This window comes from Nicoliella sp. ESL1113, assembly GCF_058509245.1.
On record NZ_CP196387.1, the window covers coordinates 93,706 to 108,541 of the forward strand.

12 protein-coding genes and 1 tRNA gene are annotated in these 14,836 nt (G+C 38.2%); 10 read left to right on the forward strand and 3 right to left on the reverse strand.

Annotation, left to right across the window (positions count from 1 at the left end; translation table 11 throughout):
- Nucleotides 1-12: 12 nt before the first annotated feature.
- Entirely contained in the window at nt 13-999 is a 987-nt protein-coding gene (locus ACSYTJ_RS00460; RefSeq protein WP_491719868.1) for a D-alanyl-D-alanine carboxypeptidase family protein, read from the reverse strand.
- Between the two features lie 185 nt (nt 1,000-1,184).
- Between ACSYTJ_RS00460 and ACSYTJ_RS00465 the strand changes: the two genes are divergently transcribed.
- Together ACSYTJ_RS00465 and ACSYTJ_RS00470 are read left to right on the forward strand one after the other, a co-directional pair.
- Nucleotides 1,185-3,722: an excinuclease ABC subunit UvrA gene (locus tag ACSYTJ_RS00465; protein WP_491719869.1), complete on the forward strand. Its 2,538-nt coding sequence runs from the start codon at nt 1,185-1,187 to the stop codon at nt 3,720-3,722.
- A gap of 66 nt (nt 3,723-3,788) precedes the next feature.
- On the forward strand, nt 3,789-4,076 hold the full coding sequence (locus tag ACSYTJ_RS00470) for a hypothetical protein (protein WP_491719870.1): 288 nt from the start codon (nt 3,789-3,791) through the stop codon (nt 4,074-4,076).
- A gap of 281 nt (nt 4,077-4,357) precedes the next feature.
- On the opposite strand, the gene ACSYTJ_RS00475 is transcribed toward ACSYTJ_RS00470, so the two are convergent.
- Nucleotides 4,358-4,430, reverse strand: a tRNA-Lys gene (locus tag ACSYTJ_RS00475).
- A 258-nt stretch (nt 4,431-4,688) separates the two neighbouring features.
- Here ACSYTJ_RS00475 and yycF point away from each other — a divergent pair.
- The 6 genes from yycF to ACSYTJ_RS00505 all read left to right on the forward strand — a co-directional run bounded on the left by yycF (nt 4,689) and on the right by ACSYTJ_RS00505 (nt 11,617).
- A complete protein-coding gene (yycF, locus tag ACSYTJ_RS00480; RefSeq protein ID WP_491716924.1) occupies nt 4,689-5,390 on the forward strand; it encodes a response regulator YycF in 702 nt (233 codons plus the stop codon).
- 31 nt (nt 5,391-5,421) lie between these two features.
- The gene (walK, locus tag ACSYTJ_RS00485) at nt 5,422-7,278 is read left to right on the forward strand and encodes a cell wall metabolism sensor histidine kinase WalK (RefSeq protein ID WP_491719871.1); all 1,857 of its coding nucleotides are present in this window, start codon (nt 5,422-5,424) and stop codon (nt 7,276-7,278) included.
- On the forward strand, nt 7,268-8,572 hold the full coding sequence (locus ACSYTJ_RS00490) for a YycH family regulatory protein (RefSeq protein WP_491716926.1): 1,305 nt from the start codon (nt 7,268-7,270) through the stop codon (nt 8,570-8,572). Before walK ends, ACSYTJ_RS00490 begins: the two co-directional genes overlap by 11 nt.
- Before the next feature lie 13 nt (nt 8,573-8,585).
- A complete protein-coding gene (locus ACSYTJ_RS00495) occupies nt 8,586-9,410 on the forward strand; it encodes a two-component system regulatory protein YycI (RefSeq protein ID WP_491716927.1) in 825 nt (274 codons plus the stop codon).
- A gap of 28 nt (nt 9,411-9,438) precedes the next feature.
- Nucleotides 9,439-10,251, forward strand: a complete 813-nt coding sequence (locus ACSYTJ_RS00500; RefSeq protein ID WP_491716928.1) for an MBL fold metallo-hydrolase — start codon at nt 9,439-9,441, stop codon at nt 10,249-10,251.
- Between the two features lie 100 nt (nt 10,252-10,351).
- On the forward strand, nt 10,352-11,617 hold the full coding sequence (locus ACSYTJ_RS00505) for a S1C family serine protease (protein WP_491716929.1): 1,266 nt from the start codon (nt 10,352-10,354) through the stop codon (nt 11,615-11,617).
- 62 nt (nt 11,618-11,679) lie between these two features.
- On the opposite strand, the gene ACSYTJ_RS00510 is transcribed toward ACSYTJ_RS00505, so the two are convergent.
- The gene (locus tag ACSYTJ_RS00510) at nt 11,680-12,477 is read right to left on the reverse strand and encodes a MetQ/NlpA family ABC transporter substrate-binding protein (protein WP_491716930.1); all 798 of its coding nucleotides are present in this window, start codon (nt 12,475-12,477) and stop codon (nt 11,680-11,682) included.
- Nucleotides 12,478-12,618: 141 nt separating this feature from the next.
- Here ACSYTJ_RS00510 and ACSYTJ_RS00515 point away from each other — a divergent pair, with 141 nt between their 5' ends.
- Complete coding sequence (locus tag ACSYTJ_RS00515) at nt 12,619-13,986, forward strand: aspartate ammonia-lyase (protein WP_491716931.1); 1,368 nt, start codon at nt 12,619-12,621, stop codon at nt 13,984-13,986.
- A gap of 356 nt (nt 13,987-14,342) precedes the next feature.
- Nucleotides 14,343-14,822 (forward strand): 23S rRNA (pseudouridine(1915)-N(3))-methyltransferase RlmH, encoded by a 480-nt coding sequence (gene rlmH / locus ACSYTJ_RS00520; protein ID WP_491716932.1) that lies wholly within the window; start codon nt 14,343-14,345, stop codon nt 14,820-14,822.
- Nucleotides 14,823-14,836: the final 14 nt, after the last annotated feature.

Sequence of the window (14,836 nt, forward strand, 5' to 3'; positions counted from 1 at the left end):
AGTGCATTTTTATTAATCATTGAATAGTGATGAATATTTGTAAATTGCTGCAATCATTCTTGCTTGGTCTTTAGAACCCTTTTTATCATTTAAGGTGGTAACGATCAACCGTTGACCGTTATTCTTACTCGTACTTACTAAACAGTAGCCAGCAAGTGGAGTATAACCCGTCTTGAGGCCATCGACCTTAAGGGCGGGATTGTAACTACTGCCACCAGGAAGCAGTTCATTTTCATTTTTAAGTGTTTGACCATCTAAAGTAGCGTAACGATGATTAGCATCGTTGACGATTGATGGATATAACTTAAGTAGGTGTTGGGCAATGGTTGTTATTGCTCTTGCGCTGACTTTGTTATAATCAGAACGACTACCGTATTTGAATCCGTAACGGTAAAGGTCTGTGTTTTCCAATCCAGATGCTGAAACAAAATGGGCTTGGTTGGAAATTCCCCAAGCATCAGCTTGCTTATTCATCATTGCGATGAATTTATTATTTGATCCAGCAACGTATTGGCCCAAAGCAATCGCAGCGCTATTTGATGATGCGATCAAAGCGGCTTTATAAAGGCTGCGAACGGTATAACGACTCCCTGTGTTCATCCTAAAATTACCTAGATCATAACTCTTGCTCATCTTACTAAGGCTACTGGAAATCGTTACTAAGTGTCCCCATTGATTTAATCTTTTGGCCTTTTGAATGGCGAGGTAGAGGGTCAATAACTTGGTGGTAGATGCAATTGCATATTTAGTACTACCATTTTTGGAATATACAAATTGACCGGTACTAGAATCCATTGCAGCGGCTGCCACCGCACTATTCTTAAGTTTACTAAGTGCAGTTGCGGAAGTAATTAGTTCATCATCACCAGTGACTCCTGTTGAAGCATTGTAATCTGGTGTATAACTAGCATTTGTAACCGCAGTTGTAGCAACCGTACCGAAAGTCACGGAGGTCACTAAAATAATTGAAAATCTTTTGATACTTGATTTGTGAAACATTCAATTCACCTCTAAAATTTATGTAATTATATTAATCATATTCCTAAATGAACATTTATTTATAAATGTTATCCTTTTGTAAATTAAAATTCACGATTATGAAATAATAATCATGGATTTAGGGTTATTAACTAGTTGATTTTTGACAATGTTTAAATTATAAAAATAAAGAGGGGCGATTCAATATGGCGATTCAACATAAGGAAACGATCCCCGACGACATCAAAGTCTACGGGGCCAAAGTCAATAACTTAAAAAACATTAACGTATCAATTCCTTTGAACGCATTCGTTGCGATCACTGGAGTTTCTGGTTCTGGCAAGTCATCACTTGCGATGGGGACACTGTATGCCGAGGGGGCGCGGCGCTATTTAAATGCGCTTTCTACTTACACGCGGCGGCGAATTGGACAAGACGCCCATCCCAAAGTTGATAAAATCGAGTACTTACCATCAGCAATTGCACTAAGGCAACGGCCAACGGTTCCTGGGAATCGCTCGACCGTCGGTACCATGTCTGAGGGGTTGAACGTTTTACGATTAATGTTCTCACGGCTGGGATCTTATACCTGCCCGAACGGTCACACGGTGCCATCCACGATTAAGGTGGCCCAGGCAATGGATGTTGAGGGCCATGAGATGGGCAAGATTCAGTGTCCAACCTGTGGGGTTAAATTCTCCGCCCCCAGTGCGGAATCATTTGCATTTAATGCCGAGGGGGCATGTAAGGAATGTCAAGGGACTGGTAAGGTGCGCCAAATCCTTAAATCATCGTTGATCGAGGATGAGAACGAAACGATTGAAGATGGTGCCGTTGCTTCTTGGCACTTACCAGGTCGAAACTTCATGCCAACTGTTGCTAGGGAGGTAGGGATTCGCATCGACGTGCCGTTTAAGGACCTGACCGCACGCGAAAAGGACCTCGTGTTCAATGGACCTGGTAAGAAGTATCAAATCAGCATGCCATCTAAGACGGGACGGGTGTTCAACTTGAATGCGAAGTATGAAAATGCATTCGCAGCCGTTGAAGATAGTATGAAGACCACCAAGAATCCCCGTTCGATCAAGCGCTTGAATCGCTTTTATGCCTTTGATACATGCCCACGTTGTCACGGGCAGCGGTTTGATCCAGATGTTTTAACAACAAAACTATTTGGTAAAGACATTGCAGAAGTCAGCGAGATGACGCTCCTCGACTTAGTCCCATTTTTAGCTGATTTAGATCATTCATTACAAAATGATATGCATGAACTGGCAACTAGTCTAATCAACGAATTTAAGGCGGCCATCAAACCGTTATATGACCTGGGATTAGACTACTTAACATTGGGGCGTGCTGGGAATACATTATCGACTGGTGAATTGCAGCGGATTCAATTGGGCCGAACGCTACGGAGTCAAACGACCGGTGTTTTATACGTATTAGATGAACCCTCAGTGGGGCTGCATGCCGCGAACGTTGCTGGCTTGATCGAAATTTTGCGACAATTAGTTAGCCAGGGGAATTCATTGGTCGTGGTGGACCATAATATTGATATCATTTCAGCAGCTGATTACATCATTGAAATTGGCCCGAAGGCAGGACGCCTGGGTGGCCAGGTAATTGATTATGGAACGCCTGATGAGATTAAACAAAAACCCAATTCGATCATTGCACCTTTTTTAAAGGGCCAGGGGAAAATTATCGAACGCCCTCAAGCAGCTGCAAATCAAATTTTTCAAAATGGGCAACTTGAGCTCCATATCACCAAGCGGCATAATTTGAACGATGTTGGGATTAAGATTCCAAAGAACCGGCTGACCGTCTTTTCAGGATACTCTGGAGCGGGTAAGTCAACGCTAGTCATGGGTGGATTGGTCAAAGTCATGCAATGCCAAGCAGATGCGCAGCCACTGCCAAATTACATTGACCACTTTAACAGCAACGGGCTTAGTCGGGTGATTGAAATTAATTCGGTCCCCATTGGTAAAAATGTACGTTCTACGGTGGCAACGTATTGTGGAATTTGGGATCCAGTGCGCAAATTATTTGCCAATACCCCGTTGGCTAAAAAACACCACTGGAACGAAGGGCACTTCTCCTACAACGTTAAGGACGGGGCCTGCCCTAATTGTCAGGGGACGGGAACCATCTCACTAGATGTTCAATACCTTCCCGATATGACGATGACTTGTCCAGTTTGTCATGGGAAGCGTTATGCTCCTGATACCCTAGCTGTAAAGTGGCATCACTACAGCATTGCCGATATTTTGGCGTTGTCAGTTACCGATGCGTTGCAAGTCTTCAAGGATGAACCAAAGATCGCAGCCACCTTAAATGCACTTGCACAGATGGGGCTCGGTTACTTGATTCTGGGCGAAAGTACGCCCATCTTGTCCGGTGGTGAGGCGCAACGTTTGAAGCTGGTATCTCAAATGGGGCGCAAGCAAGATGATACCCTATTCGTATTTGATGAACCATCTGTCGGGTTGCATCCCAAGGACGTTGAGGTCTTGAACCAAGTTTTTCAACAGTTAATTGATAAGGGTGCGACAGTCGTTGTGATCGAACACGATTTGGACGTGATCATGAATGCCGATTACGTCATTGATCTGGGTCCTAAGGGTGGTAACCTAGGTGGTAAAGTGGTGGCTACTGGCACCCCAGTAGACATCGCTAAATCTAAGGAAAGCCAGACGGGCAAGTATTTAGCAAAGCGCATGCAACTGGACCGACTGTTGTAAACAATTGTGATTAAATTTAGGTGTATAATAATGATGCATCCTAAATTTACATAAGAGGGTAATCAAATGAAAAGATTATTTTTGCTTCTATTTGCGGCGGCTAGTCTTTCGATGGCTGGTGCTACAACAGCGAATGCTGCGTCGCTGAATGGCTATTGGCATAATAGTGATTTAAAGGTATTGGTAAGTGGCAAGCGGGCCAACGTTAATGGTCAGTACGTCAAAATTAAGCAAACTAGTGCTAATCATTGGCGGAGTGTTGCTAATAAATCTTCCCAACCATTTTCATTAGTAAAGAGCGGCAACAAGTTGACCTTTATTTCTGGGATGGATAAGGAAGTGCTTCATAAGTAAAAAAATGGTAACTGACTAAGGGTTAAAGTCGGTTACCATTTTTAATTTTCATAAAGTTGATGTCCAATAAATGCCAAATGAAAAGGCTACCCAAAATAAATTGAATAGCCTTACATCCCACTACACCCACGATATTATTTATTATATTGCTAAAATTACTGACTAAGTGAATGACTAAGTTTTAATCACTTATTTTACTTTTAAAAATCTTCTCTAGAATGTAAAAAAGCTATCACGATAGGCTTTATAAAACCTTATCATAATAGCTACTTCTCATTTGATGGGCAGTCAGGGGATCGAACCCTGGACCCACGGATTAAGAGTCCGTTGCTCTGCCAGCTGAGCTAACTGCCCAAATGTTTCGGAAATCGATATCACTAAAATATCAACGATTTATATAATATCATTTGAGAAATAAAAAGGCAACCCTTTTTTTCAAAAAAGTTTAAAAAAGTTCTTTAATTGCATTTTAATACAATGAACAAAGGGTATGTCCGTGATATAATTTAATTTGAAGCTGATAATTTATTAGCTGTTCAAACCTAAAAGTAATCGAAAGTACCAAAAAAAGAAAATATAACTAGAAATCGTTTTTTAAGAGGTAAATTAAATATGAAAAAAATTCTTGTAGTAGATGATGAAAAGCCAATTACTGATATTGAAAAATTCAATTTGGTAAAAGAGGGCTATGATGTTTCAGTCGCTTACGATGGAGAAGAAGCACTTGAAAAAGTCGATGAAGAAAATCCAGACTTGATTATTTTGGATTTAATGCTTCCCAAAATCGATGGACTAGAAGTTGCTCGTCAAGTGCGGAAAAGTCATGACACACCAATAATCATGGTGACAGCTAAGGATTCTGAGTTAGACAAGGTGTTAGGGCTAGAATTAGGGGCTGATGACTATGTTACCAAACCGTTCTCAAATCGAGAATTGGTAGCGCGGGTAAAGGCTAATCTACGTCGGCAAACCGCTAATGATAACTCTTCCGATGATGATAACCAAGATATTAAAATCGGTGATTTGGTAATTCATCCCCAAGCTTACTCAGTTACCAAACGGGGCGAAAGCATTGAATTAACGCACCGTGAGTTTGAATTATTACATTATTTAGCACAACACATTGGTCAAGTGATGACCCGTGAACATTTGTTACAAACGGTGTGGGGATATGACTACTTTGGTGATGTCCGTACCGTAGACGTTACCGTTCGACGGTTACGTGAAAAAATAGAAGATAATCCTAGTCATCCAGTATGGTTAGTGACCCGCCGTGGGGTTGGTTACTACCTTAGAAACTCAGAAAACGAGTAAGGGGACTAGCTTTTAAAGGGGTATTCCTGTTTTGAATAAGCGATTCAAGTTCTTTCAATCAATTGATTTTAAAATGGCATTAGTGTTCGTTTTAATGCTATTAGTAACTTTGGAAATTGTCGGTGGCGTTTTTGTTACCCAGTTGGAAAAGAAAAACGTACAAACATTTGAAAATCAGCTACAATTACCAACTTACGTTAATAACGCTCTAACCAACCAACTTTCCAAAACCAATACTAAAAAGGCTGACGTTTCGATTCGTTCGCTGCTTTCTGATATTGATAATAATAATGATAATCAAGTGCAGATCATCGATAGCAAGGGAATCATTCGGGGGACTAATCAAGCGAATAATCAAGCTATCGTTGGCCAAAAATCGGTTGATTCTGGCATTAAAGATGCCATTCATAATAATAAAACTGTGACGAGGACGATTCAGCCTGATGATAATAAGTACTTTATTAAGGTAACGCCTCTTTTACGGAGCCAAAATGGGGACGTTGTTGGTGCGATTTACATCAAAGCGAGTCTAAATCCAGTTTATACAACGATTAATAATATTACGATCATCTATTTAGCTGCTGCTGCAATTGCGGTGCTATTGGGTATTTTAATGTCGATTGTGATTTCACGTGCGATCACCCGTCCGATTGATGAAATGAAGAAGCAGACATTGCAAATTGCGCGAGGCGATTATTCTGGACAAGTGCAGGTCTATGGAAAAGATGAGTTAGGCCAATTAGCAATGGCGGTCAACAACCTTTCTGTGAAGGTTGAAGAATCACAAGAGACGACTGAATCTGAACGGCGGCGGCTGGATTCAGTTCTTTCTAATATGACCGATGGAGTGTTAGCTACTGATAGACGTGGAAATATTATTATTGTCAACTATGAAGCTGCAAAGTTCTTGGATTTAGCTGAAGAACACATCATTGGGCATTCAATCCTTGATATTTTAGGGATTCAAGATGATTACTCACTCCGTCAATTACTAGAACAACCAGAAGAGATTTCATTAGATTACACCCATGAGGGGCGTGATTTAATTTTGCATGCCCATTTTACATCGATCCAACGGGAGTCTGGTTTTATTAGTGGGTTAGTGTGTGTATTACGGGATGTTACTGAGCAACAAAAGATTGATAAAGATAGAAAACAATTTGTATCTAATGTTTCCCATGAATTAAGGACCCCGTTGACCAGTGTTCATTCGTATATTGAAGCTTTACAGGATGGGGCTTGGCAAGATAAGGAAATTGCCCCGAACTTCTTGAAGGTTGCTCAAGACGAAACTGATCGAATGATTCGGATGATCAACGATTTATTGACCCTTTCACGGATGGATTCCGGGACTCAAAAAATCAATAAAGAGATGATTAATTTAAATGAGTTGTTCAATTATATTTTAAATCAATTTGATATGATCATTAAGAACGGCAATAAAACCGAACAGGGAATTGACGTAAATAATAATTATAAAATCATTCGTAATTTTACTAAACAAACTCTGTGGGTTGAAATCGATGCCGATCGTTTTACCCAGGTGATTGATAATATTATGAACAATGCCATGAAATACTCACCAGATGGAGGACAAATCACCTGCTCACTGTATGAAACTCATAATCAAGTTATCTTGAGCATTTCCGATCAGGGACTAGGAATCCCGAAGAATGCAATTGACCATATTTTCGACCGATTTTATCGGGTTGATAAGGCGCGCTCCAGAGCCCAAGGTGGGACTGGATTAGGGCTTTCTATTTCGCGTGAGGTAATTGAAGCGCAAGGTGGTCATATTTGGGTTAAAAGTGAGGATGGCAAGGGTTCGACATTCTTTATTTCGCTCCCTTATGAACCAATGGAGGAGGATTTATGGGATGAGAATTAATCGCTTGGGAAAATATTTACTACCTTTTTTACTGACTGTGGCAGTGATCATTAGTATTATTTTATCTGGATCGCTTTGGTTGAATCCATCGCATTATAAAAATAATGCTTCTAGTAGTGCAGGTACGAATATTAAAAATCAACTAAATAACAAGCCATTGTATGATGTTTATGCACCGACCCAATTAATGCATATTGATGAAAATGGTAATCAGCATTTATTAGTTAATCAATCGATTAACTTAATTGGTGAAATTAGGGAGGACATCCATAATTTTAAGGATGTGAAAATTGAATCCACTACCTTTGGATCTAAGGAAGAATACCTTAGGTTGTTGAGACGTTCTGATTCATATATGCTCAATTATTCTAGCCAAGTTTCAATGCCAATCTTAAACGAATTTATGAATAAGAGTTTTGGTAAATTTCCTGATTATAAGGTGAATCGGGTGATTTTGCCATTGGATGATTCCAGACACATTTATTTATTAAATGATAATGGGTACAGGATTTATAAGATATCAATTAAAAAGCATAGCTTAAGTAGTTTGAATGACTTTTTGGATACTAAGATGAAACGAATTGATGTTTCAATGAAATTTTTCAATAACCAACCATTAATCTACTTTAAAAAAGATCAAGAAATGCCTCAGTATGCTTATTTAGTGAACGTTCAACAGCAAAATTACTATGTTACCAGATTGCTAGGCGAATCGCTGAACTTTAACGTTAAACATGAAAGTCATTCAACGGTTTATAATGACCAAGACTCCAAACAGATAACTTTTTATAGTAATAATGATGTTAAGTACGTTGATGAACGACCAAAGTCCATCCCAGATAGCCTGAATCAAATTTTGTATAATAATTATAATATGTTAATTAATTCTGGAATCTCATTGGATAATGTGAAGTACTTTGGTTATAACGATAAGAACCAAACCACGACTTATCGTGGCTATGTTGAAGGATTTCCAATTTTTAATAACATTAATTCTGGGTTCATTAGCATGCAAGTGGATAATAACTCCTCATTAAAATACCAATTCTCACTGGCTAGTTTACAAATTCCAGTCCCAAGTGGGGTGCCTGATGTGAAGCTACCAAGTACGGAGGATGTTTTGGAAACCCTTAAGAAATTAGGTTATAAGAGCAATAAGATCAATGGAATTGAGTTAGGGTATAGTTGGCATGGTAGCTCTAAAACGGATGTATTGGTTAACTTAATTCCAACTTGGTATGTTCGTTATGGCAATAATTGGATTAGTTACGATGATATTTTAGCTGGTAAATAATGGAGGATAGAAGATGAACTTTAAAAGAATTCAAATTATTTTTTTAATTACGTTTATAATTATCGACATCATGCTATTTTCCATTTTGAATCAGAATATAAATCCGCAAACGCAAACTGATGGTTCTGGGGATTCAAACATTATTAAAGAAATGCGAAATGATCAAATTACGTTAAAAACGCCAACTAAGACGAATGGTAACGGTTACTATATTTCTGGAACTCGTGATGACATAATTAGGCAATCTGTTGGTCAATTAGAAAATCAAACGACTAAATTTAGTAATCACACCTTGCAAAGTGAGTTTAAACGACCAATTGCAATGTATTCATCTCATCCTGAAGAAAAGTTGAACCAGTTGATCAAGAGTGATTCATTTGTTATTAATGGAAGTGACTATCAATATAATAGTCAACTATCCAGCAGTTCAACCATTGTTTACGTCCAAAAGTCATATGGTTCTCAATTATATTCAAATTATGGAGAGATTCGTTTTAACATTAGTAATAATGATGGTGATAAAAGATTGGTCAGTTATACTCAGACTTATTTGGATAACTTAGTAACGCTTCGTGAAAAATCACAGACAATTTCTGAAGAACAAGCATTAAGTGCGTTGTATCAATATAATGAAATTCCTAATAATTCACGAATTGAATGGACTAGCTTGTCATATACCCAATATATTGCCGTTAAACAAAACTATATTTTTATTCCAACATGGATTATTGCATATAAGACGGCTAACTCTGATGGGTTACAAATTAAGTGTATTAATGCGTTTAGTGGTTCGATCATCGATAATGATAGTCTCAAAAATCAACTGGCAAATATGTAAAAATAATTAGAAATGCGTGATTAAATAAATGAGTAATGATTCAAATATAATGCGGGTTAGTATTCTCTCTAGCGGAAGTTCAGGCAACGTCGCATATATCGAAACTAATGAGCACCAAATTTTATTGGATGCGGGATTGAGTGGTATCAAAATTAGCAATTTATTGAAAAAAATCGATCGTTCAATTAATGACATCGACATGCTTTTTGTTTCACATGAACATTCTGATCATGCGAAGGGGGTCGGGGTCCTAGCCAGACGTTGCCCGAAGCTGAAAGTTTTTGCTAACCAAGAGACTTGGGATGCCTTCCCAAATTCAATAGGTGTAATTGCAGAAAAACAACGGGTCGTTTTTCCAGTGGGCACGATTCAAGAATTCGATGATGTTAAAGTGCAAAGTTTTGGGGTTTCCCATGATGCAGCACTGGAACAATGTTATATGTTTCAAAGTGGGACTAAGAAATTTGTTCTAATTACTGATACTGGATATATTTCAGAAACGATTCAGAAATACATTAATGATTCGAGTGCATTCGCATTAGAATGTAATTACGATGTTGAGATGTTAATGAACGGATCTTATCCTTGGCCTTTGAAGCAACGGATTATAAATGATACTGGACATATGTCTAATGAAGATGAGGCTGTTGTTTTGGCGAACGTAATTGGCGATGATACCAAGGCGATTTTTATTACCCATCGAAGCCATCATAACAACACTAAGCTAGTTGCCCATCAAACAGTCGCTGATATATTGACGGCCAAGGGGTTCGATGTTGAGAATGATTTTTCAATTTATGATACAGATGTATGTGAACCAACAAAATTAATTAATTTATAAAATGGTAAAAATAATTTAAAACATTACCATTTCTAATTTAAAATTAGGTATGATATGTTAAAAGAAATAAGGGAGGAAGCGTTTTATTAACGCGCTGTCTATGAAATCAAAATCGCTACTTTTTAAGGTCGGATTGACTTCTCTTGTTACGGGGCTCCTTGGTGGAGGGATTGCATATGGTGGCATTTCCTATCTCCAAAACGATAATCCAATTACTGGAGAAGTAGCTGTTCCTAATGGATCCAATTCTGGCGGAACTGCTCAAAATAGTAATTTAAAAGTAAATGTTCAAACTCAGGCTGAATCGGTTTATAAAAACGTCAAAAATTCAGTTGTATCAGTTATTAATCTCCAAAAGGTTAGCTCGTCTAGCGACTCCTTTGCATCATTATTCGGTAATTCTTCTAAGTCATCTGGTTCTACTTTGCAAACCACTAGTGAAGGTTCTGGGGTGATTTATAAAACGAGTGGTGATAGTGCTTATATTGTTACTAATAACCATGTGGTTGCTGGTTCTTCAGCTTTGCAGGTTATTTTGAGCAATGGGCAAAAAATGCAAGCTAAAATTGTGGGGAAGGATTCAGTTACTGACCTAGCAGTTATTAAAATTAGCTCTAGCAAGGTGACTCAAGTCGCTTCATTTGGTGATTCCGATAATATTAAGGTCGGTGAAACTGCGCTTGCAATTGGTTCTCCATTGGGAACGAATTACGCTTCATCTCTTACCCAAGGGATCGTTTCGGCTAAGAATCGTCAGGTGCCACTTACGACAGAAAGTGGGCAAGCCACCGGTAACTACGCTTCTGTAATTCAAACCGATGCCGCCATCAATCCTGGTAACTCAGGTGGCCCATTGATTAACCTAGCTGGCCAAGTGATTGGAATCAATTCGATGAAGTTATCCTCTGATACCTCTGGGACTAGTGTTGAAGGAATTGGATTTGCAATTCCAAGTAACGAAGTTATTAAGATCATTAACCAGTTGATCAAGAGTGGAAAGATCGTGCGTCCTGCACTGGGGATTGAATATGTTGACCTATCGAATGTTTCAAGTAGCGATCGAAAGTCCATCTTAAAACTTCCTGATGATGTTACTTCTGGAGCTGCAGTTATGACTGTTACTGCAAATTCACCAGCAGCTAATGCTGGATTGAAGAAGTACGATGTAATTACCGAATTGGGTGGCAAGAAAATTACTAATCAAGATCAAATTAGAAATATCCTTTACTCCTATAAATTAGGCGATACTGTTTCATTGACTTACTACCGTGATGGTGAAAAGAAAACGACTAATGTTAAACTAACTGAGGAATCTTCTCAATTAAAGGTTAATAATAGCAGCAGTAGTAGTAGTTCTCAAAAATAAAATGTTTCACGTGAAACATATAAATAAGCGGCTTTCCAATCAATTGGAAAGCCGCTTATTTTTTACCATTGTGGTTGATCTGAATTATCAGAGATTTTTTTGATGTATTGCTTATTTTGATTTGACCTAAAGGCCTTAACAATTTTTTTATAGACCTTTTTATTTCGATCATTTTTATTCACTACGATTACATTTACATCAGCATTATTTATTAGTCGCTGTGGTTCTAAATAAAGTGCCTGTTTAGTAGTTAAATGGTTTGCCATTGCAAAGTTATTATTTACGACCGCAATTGTAGAATCACTCATATCACGGACGGTTTGGGATGCATCAACTGTGAAAAATCTAAATTTATGCCGATTTTTGGTTACATCGCTAACTTGGGGTGTTGGATCGTGATTGAGCTTTAATACCCCTGCATCCTGTAATAGGCGCAGTGCACGTGCTTTATTAGCATCATCACTTGGCAATGCAATCGTATCTCCACGCTTAAGCTCCGATAACTTTTTGATGGAGCGCGAATAAATCCCCATTGGTGACGTATAAGTTTTACCAATTGCCGTTAAGTTAGCCTTATTTTCATGATTCCAATCCTTTAGGTAGGCATTAGTTTGAAAGGCATTGATATCAATCTCATTGTGGAACAAAGAGCCATTGGGTTGATCATACGAACTGAACTGGGTTAGGACTAGGTCGATGCCCTGCTTTTTGAGTTTATCAACTGTTGGTTGCCATATTTTAACGTCAGTATCAATAATGCCGATTTTTACTCGCGTTGCTTTTTTACCACAACCCGCAAGGCTAATTGTTAAAAATAGGATTGCAATAATTGCACTCAATCCCTTAATTGATTTGTTCAAGTTGAATTCCCCTCAATGCTCATATTATTATTAACCGTATTTTAACATAAATTAAGCCACTAATATTGACAAATATTTTATTCCTTGTATACTTAATGTAACGTTTTATAACATATGGTGAATTTAAGGAGATGCATTTTGATGCGGATTGAAAAAGATTGTGTTGGCGAAATGAAAGTTCCAGACGATGCTTTATATGGGATTCATGCTTTACGAGCAGCTGGTAACTTCCCAATAACAAAGGAAAAGAACGACCCCTTGTTAATTCAAAGTTACATTGAAATTAAAAAAGCAGCGGCTCAAATCAATGCTAATGCAGAAACTCTAGATCGAAAAAAAGCAAGTGCAATTGTGGATGCATGTGATAAGTTATTACATGAAAAGGACTTTTCAGCTTTTATCGTTCCATCAATTCAAGGTGGGGCTGGGACTTCTACTAATATGAATACGAATGAAGTTGTTGCCAACGTCGCAATGAAATTGCATCCAGATGTTAAAATTCATCCTAATGATGACGTTAACCAAAGTCAATCAACTAATGATACCTACCCAACTGCTGGTAAAATGGCAATGCTAAAGCTACTGCCACCTTTACGTGCACAGGTAAAACGATTGGTTGATCAATTTAAAAATTTAAGCAATCGCTATAGTGAAACCATTAAAGTAGGGCGGACTCAGTTACAGGATGCTGTTCCCACTACATATGGAAAGAGTTTTAATGCTTATGCAACTCTGTTTACACGCGATCTAAAACGAATCAGTGCGGCAACAAATGAATTAAAGACCGTCAGCCTTGGCGGAACTGCAATCGGAACGGGGATTAATGCGACTGATTATTACCAGAAACATGTAGTAGAAGCTTTGAACGTTGTTTCAGGACTAGAATTAGCGACTGATGAAGATTTAATTGACGCAATTCAAAACAGCGACCATTTTGTTACGTTTTCTGGGGTGTTAAAGACATTGGCACTTGACCTTTCAAAGGTAAGTAACGATTTGAGATTGTTAGCAAGTGGTCCTAAGGCAGGATTGAACGAATTGGCCCTGCCTAAGCGCCAGGCGGGTTCATCTATTATGCCAGATAAAATTAACCCGGTAATTCCTGAAGTAGTTAATCAAGTGGCGTTTGAGGTCGCTGGTTTTGATACGACAGTTTCGATGGCTGCAGAGGCTGGTCAACTAGAATTGAATGCCTTTGAACCAATCATGTTTAAGAGCATTTTGACTGCTGAAGAGCATTTAACAGGGGCGATTAAAACTTTGGTAGATAACTGTTTGAATGATCTTAAAGTAAATGAAGAACAGTGTGCTGCTGATGTTGATAATTCCGCAGTTACTGCAACCGTTCTAAGTCCTAAGATTGGTTATGAAAAAACAACTCGCCTAATTAAAAAGGGCTTAGCAGAAAATCGATCCGTTAAAAATGTTGCGATCGAAGAGAAGTTATTACCAATTGATGAAATTGAACATCTTTTTTCACCAGCTGTACTAACGAATGAAGAAAAATAATTATGTGAGACCTTGATTGATGATCAAGGTCTTTTTTATTCTTAAATATTCATTTTGGGAAACAAGCTGAATTGATTGTGAAAAATAATTTTTAAAATGTTAAAATATTCTAGTGTTTATAAGGAAGTTAATTTAGCATTTTGTGAAATATCAAAATAAACAACGTGAAACAATTGCGCTTCACGTTGTTTTAATAGTAATTATTCATTATTATGCTGTTATTGGATTAATCACTTATCAAAAATCAATATATGGGTAAAAAAATTGTCCCAAACACAAAATACAGGGGTAGTTATCCACAAGTTATCCACAGGTTTATGAAAAACTGTGGATAACTAATAAGGAGATGTATAAAAATGAACATAAAACTGGTAGTGGTTGGCAAATTAAAGGAGAAGTATTTTAAAGCGGGGATCCAAGAATATGCTAAACGCCTCTCGCGATTCTGCAAATTTAAAATCGTAGAAGTCCCCGATGAGCAAGCTCCCGAGTCCCTAAGTCAAGCCCAAATGAATGATGTGATCGAAAAAGAGGGGGCCCGAATTTTAGCAAAAGTTAGTGATCGGGAGTATGTATATGCACTTGCTATTTTAGGGAAGGAACGCTCTTCCGAAGAATTTGCTAAGGAAATCGATCAACTGGCGACTTATGGTCATTCCGACATTACGTTCGTGATTGGTGGATCGCTAGGGCTATCAGAAGCGGTATTAAAACGTGCCGATACCCAGATTTCATTCGGGCGGTTTACACTTCCCCACCAATTGATGCGTTTAGTATTAACTGAACAAATTTACCGTGCATTTATGATCAATGCTGGATCACCATATCATAAGTAGTCAAATTGGATTAT